At 38.5% G+C, this 23,210-nt stretch carries 26 protein-coding genes and 2 pseudogenes; 11 read left to right on the top strand and 17 right to left on the bottom strand.

Annotated features, from left to right (window positions below; genetic code table 11):
• From RCH20_RS11855 to RCH20_RS11845, 3 genes are all read right to left on the bottom strand, one after another.
• On the bottom strand, nucleotides 1–1,355 hold a 1,355-nt coding region (locus tag RCH20_RS11855; protein ID WP_327193744.1), incomplete at its 3' end, for an HNH endonuclease.
• 226 nt (nucleotides 1,356–1,581) lie between these two features.
• Nucleotides 1,582–2,349 (bottom strand): tetratricopeptide repeat protein, encoded by a 768-nt coding sequence (locus RCH20_RS11850; protein WP_327193743.1) that lies wholly within the window; start codon nucleotides 2,347–2,349, stop codon nucleotides 1,582–1,584.
• Nucleotides 2,350–2,639: 290 nt separating this feature from the next.
• Nucleotides 2,640–2,972 (bottom strand): hypothetical protein, encoded by a 333-nt coding sequence (locus RCH20_RS11845; protein ID WP_327193742.1) that lies wholly within the window; start codon nucleotides 2,970–2,972, stop codon nucleotides 2,640–2,642.
• A 201-nt stretch (nucleotides 2,973–3,173) separates the two neighbouring features.
• On the opposite strand from RCH20_RS11845, the gene RCH20_RS11840 reads away from it, so the two are divergent.
• Nucleotides 3,174–3,683, top strand: coding sequence for a hypothetical protein (locus tag RCH20_RS11840; protein WP_327193741.1), 510 nt, complete (start codon nucleotides 3,174–3,176; stop codon nucleotides 3,681–3,683).
• A gap of 18 nt (nucleotides 3,684–3,701) precedes the next feature.
• On the opposite strand, the gene RCH20_RS11835 is transcribed toward RCH20_RS11840, so the two are convergent.
• From RCH20_RS11835 to RCH20_RS11820, 4 genes are all read right to left on the bottom strand, one after another.
• Complete coding sequence (locus RCH20_RS11835; RefSeq protein ID WP_327193740.1) at nucleotides 3,702–3,998, bottom strand: hypothetical protein; 297 nt, start codon at nucleotides 3,996–3,998, stop codon at nucleotides 3,702–3,704.
• Complete coding sequence (locus RCH20_RS11830) at nucleotides 3,985–4,269, bottom strand: BrnT family toxin (RefSeq protein WP_442793138.1); 285 nt, start codon at nucleotides 4,267–4,269, stop codon at nucleotides 3,985–3,987. The genes RCH20_RS11835 and RCH20_RS11830 overlap by 14 nt, the downstream gene beginning before the upstream one ends.
• Nucleotides 4,266–4,466: a type II toxin-antitoxin system RelB/DinJ family antitoxin gene (locus RCH20_RS11825; RefSeq protein WP_327193739.1), complete on the bottom strand. Its 201-nt coding sequence runs from the start codon at nucleotides 4,464–4,466 to the stop codon at nucleotides 4,266–4,268. Before RCH20_RS11825 ends, RCH20_RS11830 begins: the two co-directional genes overlap by 4 nt.
• Nucleotides 4,467–4,904: 438 nt before the next feature.
• Nucleotides 4,905–5,306 (bottom strand): hypothetical protein, encoded by a 402-nt coding sequence (locus tag RCH20_RS11820; RefSeq protein WP_327193738.1) that lies wholly within the window; start codon nucleotides 5,304–5,306, stop codon nucleotides 4,905–4,907.
• A 482-nt stretch (nucleotides 5,307–5,788) separates the two neighbouring features.
• Between RCH20_RS11820 and RCH20_RS11815 the strand changes: the two genes are divergently transcribed.
• Both RCH20_RS11815 and repM read left to right on the top strand, forming a co-directional pair.
• Nucleotides 5,789–6,163: a hypothetical protein gene (locus RCH20_RS11815; RefSeq protein WP_327193737.1), complete on the top strand. Its 375-nt coding sequence runs from the start codon at nucleotides 5,789–5,791 to the stop codon at nucleotides 6,161–6,163.
• A gap of 624 nt (nucleotides 6,164–6,787) precedes the next feature.
• Complete coding sequence (gene repM / locus RCH20_RS11810) at nucleotides 6,788–7,717, top strand: replication initiation protein RepM (RefSeq protein ID WP_327193736.1); 930 nt, start codon at nucleotides 6,788–6,790, stop codon at nucleotides 7,715–7,717.
• Between the two features lie 587 nt (nucleotides 7,718–8,304).
• Here the strand turns inward: repM and RCH20_RS11805 are convergent.
• A complete protein-coding gene (locus RCH20_RS11805; protein ID WP_327193735.1) occupies nucleotides 8,305–8,997 on the bottom strand; it encodes a GntR family transcriptional regulator in 693 nt (230 codons plus the stop codon).
• A gap of 311 nt (nucleotides 8,998–9,308) precedes the next feature.
• Between RCH20_RS11805 and RCH20_RS11800 the strand changes: the two genes are divergently transcribed.
• The 3 genes from RCH20_RS11800 (at nucleotide 9,309) to RCH20_RS12535 (ending at nucleotide 11,491) form a co-directional block, all read left to right on the top strand.
• Nucleotides 9,309–9,662, top strand: a complete 354-nt coding sequence (locus RCH20_RS11800; RefSeq protein ID WP_327193734.1) for an aspartate/glutamate racemase family protein — start codon at nucleotides 9,309–9,311, stop codon at nucleotides 9,660–9,662.
• 51 nt (nucleotides 9,663–9,713) lie between these two features.
• Complete coding sequence (locus RCH20_RS11795; protein ID WP_327193733.1) at nucleotides 9,714–11,120, top strand: NCS1 family transporter; 1,407 nt, start codon at nucleotides 9,714–9,716, stop codon at nucleotides 11,118–11,120.
• Between the two features lie 137 nt (nucleotides 11,121–11,257).
• Entirely contained in the window at nucleotides 11,258–11,491 is a 234-nt protein-coding gene (locus RCH20_RS12535) for a hypothetical protein (protein WP_442793137.1), read from the top strand.
• On the opposite strand, the gene RCH20_RS11785 is transcribed toward RCH20_RS12535, so the two are convergent.
• The 4 genes and pseudogenes from RCH20_RS11785 to RCH20_RS11770 form a co-directional block, all read right to left on the bottom strand.
• Nucleotides 11,466–12,050, bottom strand: a complete 585-nt coding sequence (locus tag RCH20_RS11785) for a recombinase family protein (RefSeq protein ID WP_327193732.1) — start codon at nucleotides 12,048–12,050, stop codon at nucleotides 11,466–11,468. The genes RCH20_RS12535 and RCH20_RS11785 overlap by 26 nt on opposite strands.
• Before the next feature lie 243 nt (nucleotides 12,051–12,293).
• Complete coding sequence (locus RCH20_RS11780) at nucleotides 12,294–12,914, bottom strand: hypothetical protein (RefSeq protein ID WP_327193731.1); 621 nt, start codon at nucleotides 12,912–12,914, stop codon at nucleotides 12,294–12,296.
• A gap of 19 nt (nucleotides 12,915–12,933) precedes the next feature.
• Nucleotides 12,934–13,968, bottom strand: coding sequence for a hypothetical protein (locus RCH20_RS11775; protein WP_327193730.1), 1,035 nt, complete (start codon nucleotides 13,966–13,968; stop codon nucleotides 12,934–12,936).
• A gap of 182 nt (nucleotides 13,969–14,150) precedes the next feature.
• Nucleotides 14,151–14,657, bottom strand: a pseudogene (locus tag RCH20_RS11770) (transposase).
• Between the two features lie 206 nt (nucleotides 14,658–14,863).
• Here RCH20_RS11770 and RCH20_RS11765 point away from each other — a divergent pair.
• The 3 genes and pseudogenes from RCH20_RS11765 to RCH20_RS11755 all read left to right on the top strand — a co-directional run bounded on the left by RCH20_RS11765 (nucleotide 14,864) and on the right by RCH20_RS11755 (nucleotide 16,984).
• Nucleotides 14,864–15,205, top strand: a complete 342-nt coding sequence (locus RCH20_RS11765; RefSeq protein WP_327193729.1) for an IS630 transposase-related protein — start codon at nucleotides 14,864–14,866, stop codon at nucleotides 15,203–15,205.
• A gap of 52 nt (nucleotides 15,206–15,257) precedes the next feature.
• A pseudogene (locus RCH20_RS11760) lies at nucleotides 15,258–15,764 on the top strand (transposase).
• A 299-nt stretch (nucleotides 15,765–16,063) separates the two neighbouring features.
• Nucleotides 16,064–16,984 (top strand): SEL1-like repeat protein, encoded by a 921-nt coding sequence (locus tag RCH20_RS11755; RefSeq protein WP_327193728.1) that lies wholly within the window; start codon nucleotides 16,064–16,066, stop codon nucleotides 16,982–16,984.
• 193 nt (nucleotides 16,985–17,177) lie between these two features.
• Here the strand turns inward: RCH20_RS11755 and RCH20_RS11750 are convergent, their stop codons facing one another.
• The 4 genes from RCH20_RS11750 to RCH20_RS11735 all read right to left on the bottom strand — a co-directional run bounded on the left by RCH20_RS11750 (nucleotide 17,178) and on the right by RCH20_RS11735 (nucleotide 20,908).
• On the bottom strand, nucleotides 17,178–17,717 hold the full coding sequence (locus RCH20_RS11750) for an Ltp family lipoprotein (RefSeq protein ID WP_327193727.1): 540 nt from the start codon (nucleotides 17,715–17,717) through the stop codon (nucleotides 17,178–17,180).
• Between the two features lie 105 nt (nucleotides 17,718–17,822).
• Nucleotides 17,823–18,746, bottom strand: coding sequence for a replication initiation protein (locus RCH20_RS11745; protein ID WP_327193726.1), 924 nt, complete (start codon nucleotides 18,744–18,746; stop codon nucleotides 17,823–17,825).
• 340 nt (nucleotides 18,747–19,086) lie between these two features.
• Nucleotides 19,087–20,325, bottom strand: coding sequence for an SEL1-like repeat protein (locus tag RCH20_RS11740; protein ID WP_327193725.1), 1,239 nt, complete (start codon nucleotides 20,323–20,325; stop codon nucleotides 19,087–19,089).
• A gap of 328 nt (nucleotides 20,326–20,653) precedes the next feature.
• Nucleotides 20,654–20,908 (bottom strand): hypothetical protein, encoded by a 255-nt coding sequence (locus tag RCH20_RS11735; protein ID WP_327193724.1) that lies wholly within the window; start codon nucleotides 20,906–20,908, stop codon nucleotides 20,654–20,656.
• Between the two features lie 319 nt (nucleotides 20,909–21,227).
• Between RCH20_RS11735 and RCH20_RS11730 the strand changes: the two genes are divergently transcribed.
• Entirely contained in the window at nucleotides 21,228–21,704 is a 477-nt protein-coding gene (locus RCH20_RS11730; protein WP_327193723.1) for a YfbU family protein, read from the top strand.
• 238 nt (nucleotides 21,705–21,942) lie between these two features.
• Nucleotides 21,943–22,428, top strand: a complete 486-nt coding sequence (locus RCH20_RS11725) for a hypothetical protein (protein WP_327193722.1) — start codon at nucleotides 21,943–21,945, stop codon at nucleotides 22,426–22,428.
• Between the two features lie 398 nt (nucleotides 22,429–22,826).
• Here RCH20_RS11725 and RCH20_RS11720 read toward each other — a convergent pair.
• On the bottom strand, nucleotides 22,827–23,210 hold a 384-nt coding region (locus RCH20_RS11720), incomplete at its 5' end, for an Ltp family lipoprotein (RefSeq protein WP_327193721.1).

The raw sequence follows: 23,210 nt of genomic DNA, 5'->3' as shown, positions 1-23,210 counted from the left end.
TCTTCCGCTGATTTTACAGCTTGCTCTTTCCAATCAATATTTAGACTATCTACTGCAATAGTAGCGTCGTTTCTCGCATAACCATCAATGTCACAAAGTTGCTCAATAAGCCCTTTACGTGAATAGCCCGAGAACTCAAGATATTCTTCCGCTGATCTAAGAGCATTAGCCTGTGGTCGAGTCATATCCAGTTTCGTTGGGTTATTTGACGCTTGAGCCCCGGCCTTGGGTGGTCGAGTCATATCCAGTTTCGTTGGGTTATTTGACGCTTGAGCCCCAGCCTTGGGTGGTCGGGGCATATCCAATTTCGTTGGATTATTTGACGCTTGAGCCTTGGCTAAATTTTCATTTGCTAAGGTAGGTAGTGGGGGAGGAGTCATAGATAATGAAGGCCTAATAACATTAGAATCAGAATTTACTATTTTTGAACCTTTAGAACGATTACATTTCCAACATAATGTCTGTAAGTTGCCTTCAGAAGTTATTCCACCTTTTGATAGGGGGATAATGTGATCAATTTCCAGTAAAAGATTGGGCTCATCTGCTGTCGAAAGGCTGCAAATTTGACAGGTATAGCTATCTCTGATTTTTATCTGTTCTCTTAACTTCGAGGTCATTAATGCTCTTTGGCCTGCAACACTGTTCTTAAACTTTACTAAACTAGCTAAATAGCCAATAAATCTTTCTAATTGTTCTATATCTAACTTTAAATCAAACTGTGATGAACTATTTCCACCAGCGGAAATATATTGGAAAGTATAAATAGGGAAATATAAGTTAGATAAACTAATATTCTTAAAACCCAATTCATTATTAACTCTATTTCGATAATTTTTTAATATATAAGGTGATAAAGAAGTACTTGCACTTGATACGATCGCATCTCTCTCATTCACTAATAAGTATTTCCCTTGTTCAACCGCAGAAAAATCATTTAATACTTCTTCAAACTGTCCCAATGTATCCTCATCAGGAGTTATATTGAAGTACTTACATAGATATTTATACGGTTGATTATTAGCACTTTTCACAATAGATGCCGAACATTGGTGAGTCCACCTATTATTCGATTCAGTTGCCCATTCCCTCCTCCTCATGTTGTAGCGACTACTATCAAATAGCTGACCTTCACCATAGTCAAAAGACCCTGCATAAGTGTAAGATAACTTTAGATGTTCGATATGCTCATTTAGCTCATTGCATTCATCTATGTGCTGCCTTACCCTATCCTTTACAGCAAGGAACTTTGCTCCCTTAAAGTAGGAATCTATAACCATAGGATAAATTACATTACGGATAAAAACAGCCGCCAAAAAGAAAATAATCAAATAAAAAAATATGGACTCGATAGACAAAATTTTTTCTCCAAGAGCAAAAATACTTTAAAAAATTAGGAGCTTAGAAAGGATAACGAGTAGCAGCAATCTTTAAGTAGCTGCACTCTAGAGTATTCAGAAACCATTAACAATCTATAGAGGGACTTCCAAGACCAACAATAGAGCCGCCACCGAAGAAGCTACTAAGATAATATCTTGAATACTAGATTTACGTATCAATCCGAAAATACACTAATTTTTGAATTTAGTTAGGTTCATATGGTTGTACTCTTACTGGCGCATACATTTGCTCAGGTTCATATGGTTGTACCCGTACTGGCGCATAACTCTTTAGTCTTTTATATTCATCACATCCTTCTTGAATATTATTGTCGCAAGCTTTGCCAAATAGCTCTGTAGCAATGCTAAAATTCCGCTGAACTCCTTCACCGTGGAGGTACATCAAAGCTAAGTTAAAATCAGCATAAATATTACCTTGATCTGCAGATTTTCTACACCAGTCAAATGCCTTATCGTGATCTTGACGAACTCCTTGCCCTTCCCTATACATTGCACATAACTTAAGTTGCGAGTCATCATCACCTTTATTTGCAACTTTTTCAAACCAATCGAATGCCTTAGAATAATCTCTGCTAACTCCTTGTCCTTCGTAATACATCATTCCTAGAAGAGCTTGAGCTTCAGCATTGCCTTGTTCTGCAGATTTTTGGGACCACTCTTTGGCAGCAGCATAATCCTGAGATACACCTTCGCCTGCAAAGTACATCATTCCTAGAAGAATTTGAGCTTCAGCATTGCCTTGTTCTGCAGATTTTTCAGACCAGTTAAATGCCTCAGAATAGTCTTTTTTCTCAATGTATGTCATCGCTAAATTGTATTGAGAAGTTGAGTCACCTAAATAAGCTGATCGTTGAGTTTCCTCAAGACTAACAAGCCAAGCTGATATAGATAATAAGCCTACTAATAAGAAAATGATTAGTTTGCGTATTGATGAGTTATTGAATAAAGCCATCTTTCATCTCAGAAATTTTTTACTAAAAAATACACCTACTCAGTATTGAGTTATGCTGAAAAAACTGTAGAACCGAACTTGGCAAGCTAAGTGTATTAACATGAGGTTATCATAACTAAGAAAGTCAAAACCTACAGCCCAGCCTTCAGTGGTTATATCTGGCTAATTAATTAAGAATCTAATCTATAAAACCAAACAACTGCTATTAAATTCATCCAGATTATGGATTTCTTTAAAATATTTAGACATATCTTGTTTTTTGTACGTATGAATATTCACCACACCCTAACTTATCTCCTTGGTCTAGTAAATAAAACAAATAGTCCCAAAATGATATCTATAAAGACCCAAAATGTTAAAATGAGTCCCATTCCAATCGTTGTTCCAATTGCTGCACCTGCTTGTTCATATTCATTTTGAGAAGACGTATAAACTTCAGAAACTCCTCCACAAGCTTTAAATGACGCAACGAGCATAAAAATGTTAAATAAAATAAACAACCACTTAAAAATATTTCCTATAAAACTTCTTTTGAGTCTATTTAAAGATGTTCCACAAGATGGACAATCAAGGGCTGTATTACTTACTTGATTTGAGCATTCTGGACAATTAACTAATGCCATAGTTAGAACCTAGATTAAAACAATCGACAATTATAACCTATGTCTGTTCAATAAAACGGAAGCCAGGTATCTAAGTGTTTAATTTACAGATCAAATATTCAATTTGCCTAATGGTAAGGTTAGTGCGATAGTTGTTCACTGAACGTTCTGGACAGTTGCACTGTACAGTTGCTAGAAACGTACTTGAACACTAGGTGAACCATGAACATATCAGTGACAAAAGCAGCAAAAGAATGGGGTGTATCAAGAACGACGATCTATCAGAAAGTCAATGATGGCCAGCTCTCAAGAACCGCCGACAAAAAAATAGACACCTCTGAGATGTTACGCGTGTTCGGTGAGCCTATTTCAAAAAAACGTACTGAACATTCAGTGAACACTACCCAAAGGTCACCTCTGAACAATCACAGTGTTCAGTACAGTACAGAGATTGAACACCAATTAGCGCTTGAAAACCTCAAAAATGAACACCTCAGCCAACAGGTAAGCGATCAAAAGAAGTTGATAGAGAATTATCAGCAGCAGATAGCACAGTTGAACAAAACACTTGATAAAGCCAACGCCAGTATTCAAGATTTCGCGCAAGTCAGATTGCTAGAGTTTAAAAAAGCTGAAGCCGACTATGAGCCGCCAGTTGAACAAGAGCAAGAAAAAACAGACGACTCAACCATAGAGACGACCCAGAAGAAAGAAAGGTGGTGGGAATTTTAGGCTTTGTGACTTTATAAACTAATGATCTAACAAATACTCTTCTAGCGCATCGTTAATCATATCTTGGTAGTTGCCACCAGTCTTTTTAGCCTTATCCTGGAATCTTGCAATGATACTAGGACTCACAATACTGGCACCGACCATAGCATCAGATGACACTACGCTGCCACGGGTCGCACCCGACCAGTCCGTGACTTCAGGCATATCAGACAAATCAATATCATCATCTGAAAGCATCGCCAATCGTTGCAAGTTCGCTTCTTGCTCAGCGCTCAAAGACGGTAACTCATTTGCTTTATAGCTAACCCTGTTCATAAAACCTCCTTTCAACCTTAGTGGCAGGTCGTGCTGATATGATACGAATAACTTCACCACCCTCACTATCTCTTTGAGTATGAGCGACCAGTAATACCGCCACCCCATTCACTGCACCAAGCGCTTGCCACCGCTCTTCACCATTTTCATATCGGTCTTGTTGACGCAAACACAAAGGATCAAGAAATACACAAGCCGCTTCTTCAAAGGATAAGCCATGTTTGCGTTGATTACTGCTATTTTTCTGTTCATCCCATTCAAATTCAATCATTGATCACCGTCTTCAAGCGTATTGGTGCTAGGTATTGCCTGATAATCAAAAGACAGCGGTATGCTATTGGTTTCAGCAACCTGATGCAAAAATAACTTGATCGCTTGAGAAGGCGTTAAACCATAGCCCTCAAGTACCGAAAATGCCTTGTCTTTTAACTCTTGATCCAGACGAATGTTATAATTGGTTGTGCTCATAGCATTACTTATCGCTTATTCATGTACTTCTAATATAAGCGATAAGTAACGCTAGATCAATAGTTCTAGCAGTCTGTGCTTCTCACCACTCTAAGCCGTGACGTACTGCTCATTCATCCCAGCAAGAAAATTATTAATCTTTTTTTCAATGCTTTTTTGCATGACATAAAGATCAGACGTGGAATATTTACCTAGCTTATTCCTTTCTCGCATCACTTCCATTAATTTTGCCCTAACGTCTTCTTCATGCGTTTATCGTCAATTAAAACCAGGTTAAGCGTTGCGATTACGTCAGCGTAGGCATCTTGGGTGGCTTCAAACTGAGCAAGCAGATCACTGGTGATTCGTCCTTATTGGCTTCGCATACTCATAAATTTCTTCTTTTTATACTAGGAAAAGATCCCTTTATGGAATTTTTATTCATTTAGCATCAATAATTTACCTATCAAAAACAGATCTATTCCTTTTGTTTGCTTGCTTCGCTTCAAACCTCTTCATAGCAGTATCTAATTCTTCATGCGTGGGCTGTACATAGGGCTCATCACTAGCATCTGTATTGCTTTCTTGGATTGGGTCACTAGAAGACAAGTCAACAAAAATTTGTTTTTTTACCTCAGGCTTAACCTCAACCTTACTGCTAGAATTATCTGTAGCTACAGATAATTTATTTGATTCTTTTCTATAGCGGTAAAGATAATTGGTAAGTGTGCCAGTCGTTAGAATGAGGTCATGACGCTCAGCTAATATCTCAACCACGCCTTCATAGGTATATGAAACAGCTAGCTCTTCGATCACCTCATAAAGATCACGAAACTTGGAAAACTTGGTTCTCTTAGCCATAAATACCTATCTCCATCTATTCTTGAAGTCAATTATCTCAACAATAAAAACGCTCATAATTTACTCATATCTAACTACCGATTTGCTGCCTTTTTACTAACGATTTGCTGCCTTTTTACTAACGATTTGCTACCTTTTTACCAATTATACAGTATTTGCTCATAATATGCTCATATCTAGCTACCCTTTTGCTAACGATTTGCTAACGATTTGCTACCGTAACGCTCTTATAAGCTTTTTTTGCTAAAAAGGCTTACAACAGGTAGAAAATAACCGATTTTTCTACCTGCTTTTCGGTCATTAAATTATTCAATTTAATGACTACACCTTACGCACCCTATTGGGATGAAAAAAAGCGTCTTAAATCAGTAACTTACCTGATTTAAGACGCTTTTTTCTGCATGCAAAGTGCAAACAAAATGGATTCAAGTAGCTGATTTATATGATATATTACTGTCTACAATTTGTAAACAAGGATAATTATGTACACTCCTACCGTATCATTCCGATTAAAGCCTGAAGTCTACCTAAAACTAGAAGCGATAGCAGCAGAGGCAGGGCAATCTCCTGGCGTCTACTTAAAGAAAAAATTGGAGTCAGATACTAATAACTTTCTTGAAGACCTTCAGTTTATGAAAGGAGATATTAGTGAGATTCTGCACTTATTGCAGTCGGACGACGAAGGGTCAAAGGCGGTAGAGAGCACATCAAATCAGAATGATATGGTCAAGGCTTTGATGCCGATAGTGCTAGAATCGTTATTGATATTAAGAGAGGTAGGAGCACCTAATAAGATCGCTAATGCTCAAAAATTGGTTAACAAAGCAGGAATAAAAGCCTACAATAGTTTGGATTAATAATTAACTATACATTACCCTTGTCTCAGCTGATACAAGGGGGGGGGTTGAGAAGCCATTCGATGATAAGAAATTGATCCTTGGTGCATAGTAATAAAAATTACTGGGATTCTAACTATCTTCCGAAGATTCTAGTCGATATGAACAATCATGAGACTATGTAAGCTCATATAAGCCGTCTAAGGACGTTGAAATTTTTTTACCTAACAAGATACCAAACGATACTTAAAACCTTATAGGGAGCTTAATAGGATGTTGTTATCTCTATTTGACTAGCGCTTTGATCTCTTTTTTTAAATTATTTAAAACTACTAATATTGGATTGACTGTTATCTTTACCAACTTTTCCCTTTGTCATTTTAATTATTAACAACCAAAAAGGTTTTTAATGTTTTTAAATACTTTTAAAAGCTTTTACGTCCTCTGAAAGCTTTGCTATCAGGAGGTTTCATTGGCTATAAAGCAACGTTTACCCTGCTATAAAGCAACGTTTACCCTGCTATAAAGCAACGTTTACCCTGCTATAAAGCAACGTTTACCCTGATTAAAGCAACTAATTATTAATTGTTGCTTATTTGGATTTTATATGTGACTATCTAACAAATATAAAATTTAGAGATTTCTATGAAGTTAGTTGTTAAAGACAACTCATTGATTAACGCTAGTTACTCGCTTGGCTTAGTTGAGCAAAGAATAATGTTGCTTGCAATTGTTGAAGCTAGAGAAACGGGGCAAGGGATTGATACAGACACGTTTTTAGAAGTTCATGCTCAGCATTACGCAGATCGTTTCGATATTGATGTAAACAATGCTTATTCCATGCTGTCAGAAGCTACGCAAACCCTTTTTAATAGACAGGTAACTTACACTGTACATGATGAAAAACGTAATAAACCTGAAAAAAGGGTAGTACGTTGGGTAAGTGGTATCTCTTATGTCGAGGGGGCAGGAGTAGTGAAATTACGCTTTGCTCCTGAAGTAGTGCCTCTCATTACTCGTTTGGAAAAGAATTTTACCAGTTATGAGCTTGAGCAGGTGAAAAGTCTAAATACCTATGCCACAAGGCTATATGAGATTTTAGTAAGTTGGAGAAGTGTTGGAAAAGTTACGATAACCCTTGAAGAGTTACGCAATAACCTAGGCTTAATTGATGAGTATTCTAGGTTAGAGGCTTTCAAAAGACGTGTTTTAGACCTAGCAGTCAGTCAAATAAATGAATACACGGATATTAAAGCTCAGTATGAACAGCACAAGCAAGGACGTGTCATTACAGGCTTCACATTCAAGTTTAAAGTGAAGAAAAATAAAGTAAAAATTTCTGCGAAAATTGAGTCTGATAAAAGCGAGATGTTTACCGTTGAAGGATTGAATGATAAGCAGCTAGGGCGTATCGCTCGTAATCCTAGTTTTGTTGCCGATTATAACCATCTTGTTAGCTCTACTAGTCCAGCAGGACAAGACCCTAAGGCGTGGGAGTTTGAAATGATTAATCGTCTTAAAAAAGACCCTACGCAGTTTAATAAACGTCCTATAAGAGAGTATCTTGAATACTAAGGCTTATGAGTACGTTGGATAGGTACGGTTCCCTAGTGAGGATTCGAATATTAAGCTGCAGCCCAAGTGATTTCAATGGATGTAAGCTCTTGAGCTACATCAGTGTACATCTGAGTGTACTTGATGAGCTTGGCTTGATGATTTTTTGCCTAGGCTGTCAGGTGACATTTTGAGTGTGGACGGTACACTAGGAGATCGTATTAGTAGGCATTTAATCTAAATAGCAGTTACACAGAATTCGGGATACTCCCGATATTAAAGAGTTCATTGCAGGTTATAATATAGTCAATCCATTCAAGAGTCGTAAACTCAACATTATTTACGCCATTCCAGTTTTCTTTTAAATAATTAATGATCTTAGACCTATACAGTTTATTGACGCTCTTAGCCAACAGCCTGTTTTAGCTCTCTTTTTCTTTTTTCATGATCTTCAATGTATGCATCGAAGCTTTGAACTTGCGCATATGTATTTTGATCTATGTGTTTTTTATTTCACGGTTGTGGAGTTTTAGGTGTGCGGCTAATTTTGGGAGAAATGACCTGGATGACTGGTCATATGTAAGGATAGTCGCTTAGCGCTTCAATAATCAAGCGTTCAGTTGTTCTGCTAAAGTAGTAAGAGGTTCAATAGAGCGCGTAAAGTCAAGACTTGATTCTAGATGCTCCAAATGTTGATCCATTAATCGAATCAGTTGTTTTTCATCTCGTTCCTCAATCGCTTGCACAATACGCGAATGCTCATCTTCGGCACAGTTCGACGATCCGAGCTTATTATATAAACCAATGATCAATGTAGTACGCAGTGTCAGCTCGCTCAAAAACTTCTCTAAAACTTGATTATTAGCAATAGCAGCTAAATGCATATGAAACTTACGTGATAAGCGTAATTCAGCCCGTTTGTCTCCTTGGGCGCGTGCTTTGGCTACAGCAGTTATCGTTGCTCGCATATCAACTATATCTTGTGAGCAAGCATTCTTAACAACATTGCAGGCTACGACTCGTTCAATTGTACGGCGAGCTTCAAACACATCGCTTGCTTCTTTAGGCGAAGGTGTTGAAATAAAAGCACCTCGGTTAGGTTGTAACTGTACAACATGCATAGTAGCGAGCGTAGAAAGTGCACGTCTAACATTAGCTCTATTACAGTTAAATATTTCACTTAGTGTTAGTTCTACTAATTTTGTTCCAGCAGGCAGCCGCTGCTCTGATACCGCAGCTGTGATTGAATTAATAATTATCTGTTCTGGTATTTCGTCAACTTTAGTATCTATCTTTTTCATCATAGTACCGATTATAGTGCGCCAACTAATTCTTCACAACAAATAATACATATATTCATTGTTTTGTTAACAAATTTAGTTAACAATAATTATTAACAAGATAATCGATAGTGCTATTCTATAATTATTCTGGTTATAAACCCTAATTCAACGATATCTATGACGGATAAAATCGTAGCAAGCGCCCGTAAAAGAGCGAGTGTTAGGACTACAATTATTGGGGCTTGTTGTGAATCATTTTCAGGCTCAGTTCTTGGGATTTGCTAGGCTGCGGTACAAGCAGCAGGTATGATCTCGACATTTTTAGTGTTGTGACGACTTTACCGCGTTCTGTACCTGTAATTGAGGAGCTTATTCACAGTTACGGTTTGTCACATCGTTTTAGACGAGTGCGCTCTACAGCAACCCCAGTACTTGCACTTGAAGAACCTGGTTCAGGAGCTCGTGAAAAAGTCTGTGACAAAATTTTGCGGTTGGTCCATGAAGACAACTGTGAGGCAGTTGTTTTGGGCTGCGCTAGTATGGCCGATTTAGCGGAATGGTTAACAGAAGAAACGGGTATTTCTGTGATTGACGTCGTCACCGTAGCAACGCGCATGATTGAAGCTTTAGTAAGATGCAGACTGAAAACGAGCAAAATTAGAGCGTATGCGCTGCCAATTTAATATCAATAAACTTATAACCCGCTAAAAATTATTCCAAGGAAGGAAAGTGTTATGGATTATAGCGAAGATTATGCTGCGACAGCAGAAGTAAAAACTATAGATGTTGAAACTACAAGCGACGAAAGCCTTAAACCAAATGGCCCAGAAGATAGGACTTTAGGTGCGCTTGGCTACATGTCTTTGTGGGTCGGAGACGGTGTGAACATGGGTAATATGACACTCGGTGCGAGTGTTATAGTTGCCGGTATGGCAATATTGAATGTTTGGCAGACTATCGCAGCCGCATTAATTGCAATCGCCATTGTTTCTACCTTCTTTGCATTAAACGACAGAGCAGGCTATAAATACGGTATTCCCTACGTAGCTCACTTAAAAGCATCATTTGGTAAGAAAGGAACGCTGCTCTCTTCACTGCTCCGAGCTGTGCCTGCTGTGATCTGGTATGGTGTTCAAAGTTGGATCGGCGGTACCGCATTAAATGAAGTGTTCAAAATATTGTCGAGTGGCGCTTTTAATAATGTATTTGTCGGATTCATCATTCTTATAGTTGCGCAAATATTGCTTTCAATGAAAGGCTTTAAGAGCATTAAAATAGTTGAGTCGGTGGCATCTGTCGTGCTGATGGGTATCGTTATTACTGTGTTTATCATACTGATTAAAGACCACAGTGCAGCAATTTCAACTTCCTGGATTAATACCAAAGGTACATGGGGAATTGCGTTCTTTGCCTATATTATGGTGTTTCTTGGTAACTATGCGGCTATATTTTTAAGTGCAGCAGACTATTCACGCGAGCTGAAAACAGGCTACACGGACGGAAAAAGAGGACTTTTTTACTTCATACCGATTATCGTTGCTTATGGCTCGGTAATCGTTGTAGGCGCTATGCTTGCAAGTGCGACAGGTTATACGAATCCAGCGCTAGGACTACCAGCATTATTCGATAGCGTTTATATGCAGTTATTCATCTCTGTATTTATTGTGTTTGGTGTAATTGCTACCAACATGGTAGCAAATATCGTTACGCCAGCTTATGTTATTCAACTATTTACGAAACTGAACTACAAAGCTTCAGTGGCAATGACTGGACTGCTTGCAATAGGATCATTCCCGTGGTTATTAGTGCAGGACGATAATGCGAAAGGACTAGATACTTTTATTCATGTCTACTCAGCTTTTCTTGGACCGTTAATTGCGATTCTTCTTGTTGACTTCTATATTATGAGAAAGCAGCATATCGATATCAAAGAATTATATAAAAAAGATGGAGACTTTGATGGTGTGAACTATGCCGCTCTACTGGCGCTTGGTATAGGAACAGCGGCAGCATTCGTAGTCGTTGACCTTGCTTGGCTGATCGGATTAATCGTTGCAGGTATTACTTATCCGATTATTATGAAAACAATGTTTAAAGGCTCTAAATTCAAAAAAGGTACTGTTTTTGAAAAATTAATTTAACAATATAAAAAGAGTAGTAAAATCGGTGGCTTTCTGCTCTTTTTATACTAAATAATCTACCTGTTTCGTTAAATGAACCAAGCTGAAAAAACCATACCCCAGTAGAACCGACAAATAAGATCGTTATTTAAGTGTTTATGTTTATTAGAGCTTATTTACGAGCGTCAACCAAAGAGCAATGTGCCAAATGTGCCAAAAATCATGGTCATAAAATTGCGGCGATCTATGTCGAAAACGAATCAGGCGCGACCTTGATACGTACACAGTTAATGCAGCTTAATTCTATTTACCAGGTGTCTTATGGTTGGGATACCACAGAGTCTCCGACAATCCCGGGGCGATTCACTACCTTATCACTCGATAAACCGTAGCAACACCAACACCAACCGCCTTAGCTATCTCATCTTTTGTCATGGTGTTTTGACTATATAACTCTAAAATGCGTTTGTGCTTTACTGTATTAGCTTTCTTACCTGATGGCTTATAACCACTGTTAGCCAATCCTTGCTTAATACGCTCTCTGCGCTTATCGTTATCTAACTTAGCCATCGTTGCTAAAAGATCGATTAGCATATCGTTAATCACCCTTAGGATACCCCCTGTCATACCCTCACTAACGGTATGTGTGGTTGGCAAATCAGCCACCACCAATCGTAAGCCCTTATCTTTGATACGCTGCTTTAAAATTGCAAAATCATCTTGAGACAGTCTGCTTAATCTATCCACGCTTTCGACCAGTAAGATATCGCCTTGCTCAGCGTCATTGAGTAGCTTAGCTAAAGCGGGTCTATCGAGCTTTGTACCACTGAAATGCTCAACGTAATCAACAGAGGTATCACCATAGCGTGTACTGAACGTAACCAAGTCAGCTAATGCTCTGGTAGCGTCTTGATCCTTAGTGCTGGCTCTCACATAAATACGAACAGTCATAATCCCACCTTCTGCCTTTTAGACTTAAAAAATAATGTTCATTGATAATAGCAAGATATTACTATCATTTGATAATACAAACAAGTCTAATGATAGATAGGTTATCGTTTAGATATTTTATGTTTTGGGTATAGGTTAATGATAGAGTGCTTAAAGTGGTTTTACGGCATCAGTCTGTTTTAGGCAGTGTATGAGCTCAATCATCGCTTTAGATAGCTGGTTTCACTGCAGCATAATCTATCTCTATTCATTTACTAATGCACTATAACCAAGATAGTTTATGCCTACTAAAGTTAATAATATCAACTGAGTAATAAAGAAAAGTATAACTACACTAATGAAGAAATATATAGTAATTGGAAGGTAGTCACAATTAGATATAAGGAAAAAATCTTTAATTATTTCTATAGAAAACAAGAACCTTATGATCGTAAGGTTTATAGTTAAAATCAAACTTACTGCTGCCAAATAAGCGAACAACATTGTTAGGTATATTCGTCGAGTTAACGGCTGCTCGTATGTACCTGGGAACCCCTTATTAGGTTTAATAAGGAAAGGTGGGTTGTCTTCGTTTATGTACTTATCTATTGCCTTTCTATTTATAGCTGATATCGCTGATAAAGAAGCTATATAAAAACCTGGAAGAATAGCTAATAGTGTAAATAAATCTGCAAACCTATCACTCAATAAGTAGTTACTGTTCTCATAACTATAGGCTAACCATGTAGTCCCAACACTTAATAACAACGAAATAAGTAGAGGGTACAATAAAAGCAAAGGGTATCGTAGTATAGATCTTGAACGCTCTTGTTGTTTATGTTTAATTTTAAGGAAATCAAAGACTTGTGCTGCTTTATTAAGCATGAGACCTCCTATTATTTTATTAAAAATTATTGATCATTTCATCGTAAAACTGCTTAACAGGCTCAGGAGACTCTAAATTCATCTTACTATGAGTATTTAAATCTCTTTCTTCCCACTTCAGATAAGTTCTCTTAGCAAAACCATCTAGAACACCATCAAGAATTTCATGTTTAATTTCTGAACCTGTATCTTCATTCTTAATTAATAGATATGTTGTAGGAGTTTTATCGAAGCTTTCCTCGTTTTCTTTCTTTAGATTTTCAGCAAGTTTGAATATTTTTGATTCTGTTATTTTCTCCCAAGCGGTTGTATTTTTCTCAATTTTGACTGTAATACTTGCTGTTGTCTCACCTATTTGTAAAACGCTATCGAAGTTACGTTTAACATCACTCTCAGCGTCACTGCTCTTTGTTCCGGTTAAAAGAACCCCATTTAACAATCCCTTCTTAATGTCATCTAGAACTGTATCGGTTGTAACAACGTTAAAACTGATATTGGGGAAGCACTCTATATCTTCTTCTGTCATCGCATCAGATTGCAAGAGATCTAAGTCACTATCTATCAGTGCTAGTAACTCAGCTATTATGCTTTTAATACATGGTCTAGTTAATCCAATTACTGATTGAATGCAGATATTAGGCGCAGTACGCATCTTTTCACTACTATCAGCTTTAACGACTATATGTACAAGTGTCCTTAAGCCATGCGCATCAGGTATTTTTTGCTTTATTCTGCTAGCACCTATATTCTCAACGATCCTATCGTCTACTTCACTGTCATAAAAACATAGCAACAGTTTGTAGTAACCATCCTGCTTTTCGATAGATATCCATCTAACCCACTTTTTATCATTGTGAAACTTTCTTAGAAGCATACCCTCAGTTTTTTTTTGAGAGTTAAAAAGAGCGATATTGTTTTTATAATAAGACTGAAGTTCACTAAATATTTTTTCTGAACTTATCAAACCAAATTGGATTTGACCTTGTTTTTTCCTACTCTTTCTCTTTTTATTCACGTTTAAACAGTAATAATCAAATCTTGTATTTTTTGACAAAGTATTCTCCCATAATATTTCAGTTTATCTGTGTTAACAACGATGATTGTACTGTACGTGACAACCCATGTCGTCTTATTAGAGCTACATGGTAACCGGCACCTGATTTAATTTTCAAAACGCGTGTTTGATACTATCAGAATTATACAAGACAATTTTAGAAATTCTGATAGTGTATATAGTCAGTTCAATATAAAATCGATACAGCCCATATCATAAAAGAGTTTAGATAAATCATTCTCCATCCATCCTTGGCGTAAAAATTTTGCTTGTGCCCACTTCTTCTCAATAGGATTTAAATCAGGACTGTAAGGTGGAAGAAATAATAGGCGATGACCATGCCTATTAAGCAGCTTTTGTACTCGTTTATGAAAGCTTGTCACTCAGGCATAGCCTTCGTCTTGCGCTAGGGCAAAGCAGTGCTTTGCTTTATCCTTGCTCATATTCATCACAATCACGCACTTGGTTTTAAGGCTTGGAATAAGCGTGTACTTGCACCAGTCATAAAATATATTCCCATTGATGTTCTTCTCGAAGTAATCAAGTGCAAATAATACTTTTTCGTACAAGGCACCAATGACGTTGGTTCGTTTTTTACCCTGCCAGTTATAGCTGTCGATACAAGGAGTTCCAATAGGCGCATAGCCATATGGTCTTATAGTTTCAGACTCGAAGCCGCTCTCATCCATGTATACAATAGCAAAGCCTTGAGCAATGTATTCACTAAGTTTGTTTAGATAGTTAGCTCTCTTTATCTTGCAGGCTTTGGGGTGTTCCAGTGTCTTTTTTTTTGCTAATGCGCAAGCGCTTTAAGGCATTTTGAATGCCTGTTGTATAGTAGAGCCTTTATAAAAGTGGTACGATAGTTTTAAAACAAGCGAAAAGTAAAAAGATTATGACTTATTCAGCAGACTTTCGTGCTCAAGTGATAAAAAGTGTCGAACAACAAGGCATGAGTATCAGACAAGCTTGTGCATTCTATGACATTAGTAAGGCCACGCTACAGAATTGGCTCAAAGATTATAGTATTAAACTAACTCGTAATAAACCACCCAGTAAAATACCTAATGAAGCGCTATTAAAAGATGTTGAACAGTATCCAGATGATTATATGTACGAGCGAGCACAGCGTTTCGACTGTAGTAAGTCAGGCATTGAGGCCGCTTTAAAACGCCTTGGCATCAGCAAAAAAAAAGACCTTAGAACATCCCAAAGCTTGCCCAGTAAAGAGAGCTGACTATCTAAGTAAACTCAACAACTTCATCGCTCAAGGTTTTGCTATTGTATACATGGATGAGAGCGGCTTTGAGTCTGAGACTATAAGACCATATGGCTATGCGCCTATTGGAACTCCTTGTATCGACAGCTATAACTGGCAGGGTAAAAAACGAACCAACGTCATTGGTGCCTTGTACGAAAAAGTATTATTTGCACTTGATTACTTCGAGAAGAACATCAATGGGAATATATTTTATGACTGGTGCAAGTACACGCTTATTCCAAGCCTTAAAACCAAGTGCGTGATTGTGATGGATATGAGCAAGGATAAAGCAAAGCACTGCTTTGCCCTAGCGCAAGACGAAGGCTATGCCTGAGTGACAAGCTTTCACAAACGAGTACAAAGACTGCTTAATAGGCATGGTCATCGCCTATTATTTCTTCCACCTTACAGTCCTGATTTAAATCCTATTGAGAAAAAATGGGCACAGGCTAAGTTTCTACGACAAGGTTGGATGGAGAATAGTTTACCTAAACTGTTCCATGATATGGGATGTACTAATTTTATTCTGGATTGACTATAGCAAGTTGAATTGAACCCAATTAGTTTTTAATCAAAAGTCTGTTATGAGCTAGTTTTATCGTCTATTTTTAATTTAAGCGTGACTATACCAGTAACCTTTCTTGTTTTCTTGTGAATATAATCCAGTCTGCAACTCACATGAATCCCCTAAAAACACCTATTGTTCCTATATTAGATTATGACAAATGGTTTTAAGGGTAAAAAAGCCACCGACCCGATAACTAAAAAATATATCTGCTAACATGGAATTAACACCCAAAGACAATCCTGAAAACTAATAGGTAAAGACACGCCATGGCACTGTTTAAAACTTCATTCATACGCAAAATAGCGATTTTATCCGTATCAGCGATGTTGTCCGTATCAGCGATGGCGTTGGATTTTAATCAAACTCAAAGATCAGCGAGTCAAGGTGATGCTGACGCTCAACACGATCTTGGTGTGATGTATTTCAACGGCAGAGGCGTGCATCAAGATTATGACAAAGCTATTGAATGGTTTCGAAAATCCGCCAACCAAGGTTTAGCTACGGCGCAATCCAATCTTGGAGATATGTACCACGAAGGGAAAGGAGTCCGTCAAGATGATGCTATTGCCATGAAATGGTTTCGAAAGGCAGCTAGTCAAGGCAATACTGATGCTCAATTTTTTCTTGGATATATGTACCACGAAGGCAAAGGCGTGCATCAGGATTACGACAAAGCTACTGAGTGGTTTCAAAAAGCAGCTAATCAAGGTTCAGCTGCGGCGCAAAACAATCTTGGATATATGTACCATAAAGGCAAAGGAGTCCGTCGAGATGATGCAGTTGCCATGGAATGGTTTCGGAAGGCAGCTGATCAAGGTTTAGCTGGTTCTCAATTTTTTCTTGGGGATGCGTACTACAGTGGCAAAGGCGTGTATCAGGATTATGACAAAGCCATGGAATGGTATCTAAAAGCAGCTAATCAAGGCGATGCTGAGGCTATGTTTTTTCTTGGAATAATGTACAACAATGGCGAAAGTGTCCGCCGAGATGATGCTATTGCCAAAGAGTGGTATCTAAAGGCAGCTGATCAAGACAGTTCTAATGCTCAATTAATTCTTGGACATATTTACCATGAAGGCGAAGGAGTTCGTCAAGATGATGCTATTGCCAAAGAGTGGTATAGTAAATCTTGTGATAACGGTAATCAAATAGGCTGTAACAGCTACCGAATCTTAAATCAAAGATAAATGCCGAATACGAAAATTTATAGGTGCAGGAAAATCACTTATTCTTACTATCGTTGGTATAAAGATAATTCACAATAAAGAAAGCCCTATATTAATAGGGTTGTAACCGGCTGTTTAATTCCTAGTGTGGGGGTCACATGCTACTTTATATATAAAAAAGTGACCCTATCAATTTAAATTCCACTCAATTATGTTATGAACAAGCACCAGCTTGTTGTGCACCATAGGTTGCTTCACTTACGGTATATTTACTTCCTGCACTTGATGAAAGCTGTTCAATAAGCCCATCACAAGAGAAGCCTGTCATATTAAGATACTGTTCTGCTGATCTCACGGCTTGCTCATTCCAATCAATACCCAAACTATCTACAGCCACAGTAGAATCATTAACCTCATAGCCATCACCATACTCCGATGAAAGCTGTTCAATAAGACCATCTCGTGAAAAGCCTGTCATACTTACATATTGCTTAGCTGAACGTACTGCATTTTTTTGTGGACGACTAAGACCTTCAGGCTGCACTTCAACTTCCTCAGCAACAACTTCATCGACAACATTAGCAACCACTGGATCAGACTGTTCAAAAGATTCAGCAACAACAGGCTGCTTAGAAGGGGCCTCAATTGCGTCTACACCAGCAGTCTCAACCTCTGCGGAATCTTTACCAACAATAAAACCTATAATAAGCAAACCAACAAAAATAATAGCAAGCCACTTCAATAATTTTTTCATACACGACACCCCCAACAATAACCACAATTCGGAAAGCTAAGGGGTAGCACAGAAGAAGTAGGCAATAGTAAGAGATAGCAAGATAGCCTAAGCAAAGAAAAAAGCTCATGAAAAAAGGCTGTTATCTGATTTAGGCTTATCTGCTGTCATATTTTTTCCTGCTTTCTTATGCCTGTAATACGTGCTTTGTGATATACCTAAATCTACCCAAGGTTGTTGCGTGCGTGCTGAAGTAGCTACAGGCTCACGCTTAGAGACTTTACCGCCTTTACTTCCCTTAAGTGCCTGACGATAAATAAACTCGTTATAGTGATAAGCATCACGCTTCCAGCAGTATTTTGCGATGCTTTTAGCAGTGGCTTTGATTTCTGAGTACGGTAATGGCTCTAAGAACATCATATTTACGTTCTGAGCATGTTTGAGTACTGAATTGAGCCATTGCTCCAAAGTCTTTCCTCGATGCTCTCTAATCGCAGAATATGCCCAATGGCGAACGGTATCGAATAGGGAACAGTTCCTGCCAAGCCCATATTCTTTCTCGGTAGCCGTTAAAGGGCTGAGATCAACGAACTCCGCAAGATAATTTAGCTCATAAGCTTCTTTTGTCCATACTTCGGTACGCCAATGCTCGTGCATCGGATTTTTGGTAATGAAATTAGTATAGCCGACGTCTGCTTTTGTCTCTCTGACAAGCCCTGCTTGTATCTTAGCAAGATAATCTAAGGCTTTACGGCTGCCATGTTCACTGGTGCAGACAGGCGTTTTTAGCTCATAGACGATATGAGCGTGTCCGTTTGAGGGGTTTTGGCTTGTCCAGCGTGGCGGTGGCAGATATTCTTCTGCCCAACGCATTGCGCCATGCTTATGATCAATGTCTAGGCAGATGAAGTGGGTCATGCAAGGAGGATTATGCTGGATGTACCGCATTTTGACAGCAGCTTGCCTAGGACGAATGACAAGATTACCTAGATCATCGGTGCAATAGGGCTTATGGGGGAGTGTTTCGTATATTTCCGGTAGTATTAACATCACGCACACTTGTGTTGGTGCGCCTGCTGATATAAAATGACCGTTCGAATATGGTGTGTTTTATATCTGCTGACACAGATTAAAATTCATCTAACCCCTAGTGACGCCAATCACTGGGGGTTACTCGTTTCTAGCACTTGAGTTTACGCTCTCACTCTTATTTCGTCAATTAACAATTTCCTCGTAAAGCCACGCCATTTAAGGCGTACATCGCTCTAAAAATTTGTACCTACATCATATTACATACTCATACTAAGACCTGAACAAGACGGCTTAAGGCGTTGTTTTTCATGAACGTTGATCTAACAATAGCATCAATAACTGCCTAATACTTAGTACTCTATCTTTGGTTTAGCTTTCGATAGTTATCACAACCATCTTGATTACCGTTATCACAAGCTTTACCAAACCATTCTTTGGCAGTAGCGTCATTCTGACGCACGCCTTCGCCTTTTCTATACATCGTCCCAAGGTTGAATTGGGCTAATGCATCTCCTTGGTTAGCTGATTTCCGATTCCATTCCACTGCCTTCTTATGATCCTGGCGGACACCTAACCCTTTGCTGTACATATAAGCCAGATTGTTTTGGGCTGATGCACTGCCTTGGTTGACTGCCTTAAAATACCATTCTATCGCTTTATTATAATCTTGACGGACACCCTCACCTTTTCGGTACATCAATCCAAGGTTGTTTTGGGCTGATGAATAATCTTGATTGGCGGCTTTTGTATACCACTCAACTGCTTTGGCAGAATCCTGACGCACGCCTTCGCCTTTTCTATACATCGTCCCAAGGTTGAATTGAGCCTCAGCATCGCCTTGATCAGCGGCTTTTGTATACCACTCAATGGCTTTGGCAGAATCCTGACGCACACCTTCACCATCATAGTATGCCACCCCAAGGTTATATTGAGCATTAACCAATCCTTGATTGGCGGCTTTTGTATGCCACTCAACAGCTTTAGCATAATCTTGACGCACACCTTTACCATCATAGTATGCCAACCCAAGGTTGTATTGAGCCTTAGCATCGCCTTGGTTAGCGGCTTTTGTATACCACTCAACAGCTTTAGCATAATCCTGACGCACACCTTCACCATCATAGTATGCCACCCCAAGGTTATATTGAGCCATAACATCGCCTTGATTAGCGGCTTTTGTATACCACTCAACGGCTTTAGCATCATCCTGACGCACACCTATGCCTTCATGGTAAATATGTCCAAGAATTAATTGAGCATTAGAACTGTCTTGATCAGCTGCCTTTAGATACCACTCTTTGGCAATAGCATCATCCTGACGCACACCTATGCCGTAGGAATATGAGTTCGCAAGAATGAACTGTGCATCAGTATTGCCTTGGTTGGCGGCTTTGGTATACCACTCAACGGCTTTAGCATCATCCTGACGCACGCCTTCGCCATACATTCTCCCAAGGTTGACTTGAGCCTCAGCATCGCCTTGATTGGCTAACTGCTGCGTCTGATTAAAATCCAACGCCATAGCTGATACGGATAATATTGCTGCGACTAAAAAAACGATTACTTTGTGTATGAATGAGGCTTTGAACAGTGGCATGGCATGTCTCAACTAATTGGCTTGAAGGATTATATTTTGAAGTTAATCCCATGGTAGCAGACATATTTTCGAGCAACCATCACGATGACTTTTTTGATCTAAATCCATTTGTCATAATCTAATTTTTGGAAACAGTCGGTTTAAGAGCACGTATGCAGTAGGCCTTTTACAAATCGACCTAGCTGTTAAGGCAAGAGGTGATGGTCAAGCTTCTTTGGAAGCGAGGATACTCTGACAAGAAGTTTTAATTATATATTTAATCGAGACCATCTATTACACACAGCGTTTAGGAAAAGCTCCCAAACCTAACCAAGTTTTTTTTGAATATCTAGTTACAACGCATTGTGCCAAAGGAATCTGTACGGCAAGTTGTTCCGTCACTACCTCGAGTCGTACCAAATTGGTCTGTACGCCATAAATTGCCCTGGTTGTCTCTCGTAGTACCAAACGAGTCTGTACGATATGTAGTACCATCATTACATCTGGTAGTATCAAAAGAATCTGTGCGGTAGTTTAGGTCAGCAGAGGCAAAAGGTGAGAACGCAATAAGCGCAGTAGCGATTAAAATACTTTTTATCTTCATAGTGACCTCCTCAGGTCTAAATTAATATAATACGTAAAATAAATACAGCTTTGAATCTTGATGTAGGAGACTATCCCAGATTCTGTGTAACTGCTATTTAGAATGACTATTAATAAGTATCTATTAGGGTATGCCCAAATCAGATAACAGACGCTTTAGTGTATCTCTATCTGCTTAAGCTATCTTGTTGTTAAACATTTTTAGCTAAATCTTACTAAATTATTTGTACTAGGTTGGTAGTGCGGCTTCTGTTACTCTATTTGTGACTCGCTAACTTAGCTGTCTATTATTTAACTATACTTAATACAAGAGGTAATTTATGAGCTTTACGGATACAGAACGTGTGATCTTAGCTAATCAGTATGAAATTCTTGGTAAGTTGAGCAATGAACAAGCTTATCTCGATTTGGCAGAGAACTTAAAAGATGGGCACGCATGGATTTATGACCAACAAATTCTTGTTAGTCCTATATTTAGTAAGGAGCAGTCAGATTTTGTAGTTTCTATTTTGGAACTTTATGATGCTATTCAAGACAGTTTTGACGCTCTTTCGGATAAAGGTTCATTGACTCCAGACCGTGTGAAATTCCCAGGCTTTGATGGCAACAATGAAGGTGAATACATGCGCTTTTTCTCCGCACTAGTTAAGAATCAGCAATTTGCTCATGTTAAGGCTCATACGAACTCTCATATGCAGAAAATATCTACTTACGAGGGTATGCTAAGTAAGTGGGAGTCTCTAGGAAAAGGGTATATGTTGTCGTTAGAAGATATTGAAGCTATCTTTAGTCGCTAATCTTAAACTTGAACTAGGTAGGATGTAGCTTTGGTAAAACTTGACAGCATACAAGCTTACTGCCTTTTTTCTCTGCCTAGGCTATTATTCTCGTTGTTTAGGGTCGTATTCTTGTGGTCTTCTGAGCAGCGTGCTTATTTTATATTAAGGAGCTCTGCCTACTAAGACCATGTTATGTTAGTTTTACTATGGTAGCTCACTGATAAGTGGGTTTGATCCTACGTATTAGCAGGTTTAAATGAAAAAATTATTGTTTTCCATTATGCTCTTTGTTTTCTCAAGCAACGCTTCTGCATTTGAATTATGGCAAGGTCTAGAGTTTGATGCTGCGCCTCATGAAGTAACTAAAAAATTCCCCAATGCTAAGCCAGATACAAGTCCTAGATTTCTTGCCTTTGGATTCGATAAGAAGCTAGTGCTGTCAAATTATGTGGTTCTAGGGACAGGTTTCGATGTTACGTTTTTGATGAGGGGTAATAAGCTGAAAGAAGTGCGCATGCAGGCTAATTCTTTATCAGATCCAAATGTTGTGTGGTCGAGAGCATATGATGCCCTCAGTTTAAAGTATGGTGAGCCGTCTACAGACCTCTATAAAATGGTTAGGTTACCTTCAGCAACTTGGTCTTGTAAGGGTATTGAAATAGGGCTGTTGACGCCTTTAGATTCTGATAAACTCTACATTAGCTACAGTGCTTCACTAGCTGATAACGCAAGTAAGTTATAGTTAAACAGCAAAAAATTATTATAAAAAATGATGCTTAGTATGTCAGGAAACCTATTCAGCATCATAGTTTTTCAGAAAAAATGTGTTTGGTGAGACTGTTATGTTTGTTGCTGTCTCTCGCATATGACACCAACTTTAACTAAAGCTTTTTATTCTTTATTAAGCCAGCGTATACCGCTAAATGGAAGTCTACTTAAGGCCACGAAAACAGCTAAGAATAATGATCCGAAAGCTCACTACATGTACACAACGAAGTACACAACGAAGTACACTGAGACTATTTCATAGAGTAAAATTGTTGCGATTAGTAGCATACAGCCAATAACTCAGATCCTCATTAGGGGAACCGAACCAGTGAAGGCACCTGACTGGTTCGCTATAGGTATGCCTAATTATGATCAAGCACCAGCTTTTTGTGCTCCATAAGTTGCCTCATCAACAGTATAATCATCAATGTCACAAAGTTGCTCGATAAGCCCTTTACGTGAATAGCCTGAGAACTCAAGACACTCTTCCGCTGATTTTACAGCTTGCTCTTTCCAATCAATATTTAGACTATCTACTGCAATAGTAGCGTCGTTTCTCGCATAACCATCAATGTCACAAAGTTGCTCAATAAGCCCTTTACGTGAATAGCCTGAGAACTCAAGACACTCTTCCGCTGATTTTACAGCTTGCTCTTTCCAATCAATATTTAGACTATCTACTGCAATAGTAGCGTCGTTTCTCGCATAACCATCAATGTCACAAAGTTGCTCAATAAGCCCTTTACGTGAATAGCC

The organism is Psychrobacter sp. PL15 (assembly GCF_035984995.1).
Taxonomy (GTDB): domain Bacteria; phylum Pseudomonadota; class Gammaproteobacteria; order Pseudomonadales; family Moraxellaceae; genus Psychrobacter.
Note: the sequence above shows the minus strand (reverse complement) of the source record. Positions and strands in the feature narration are given on the sequence as shown.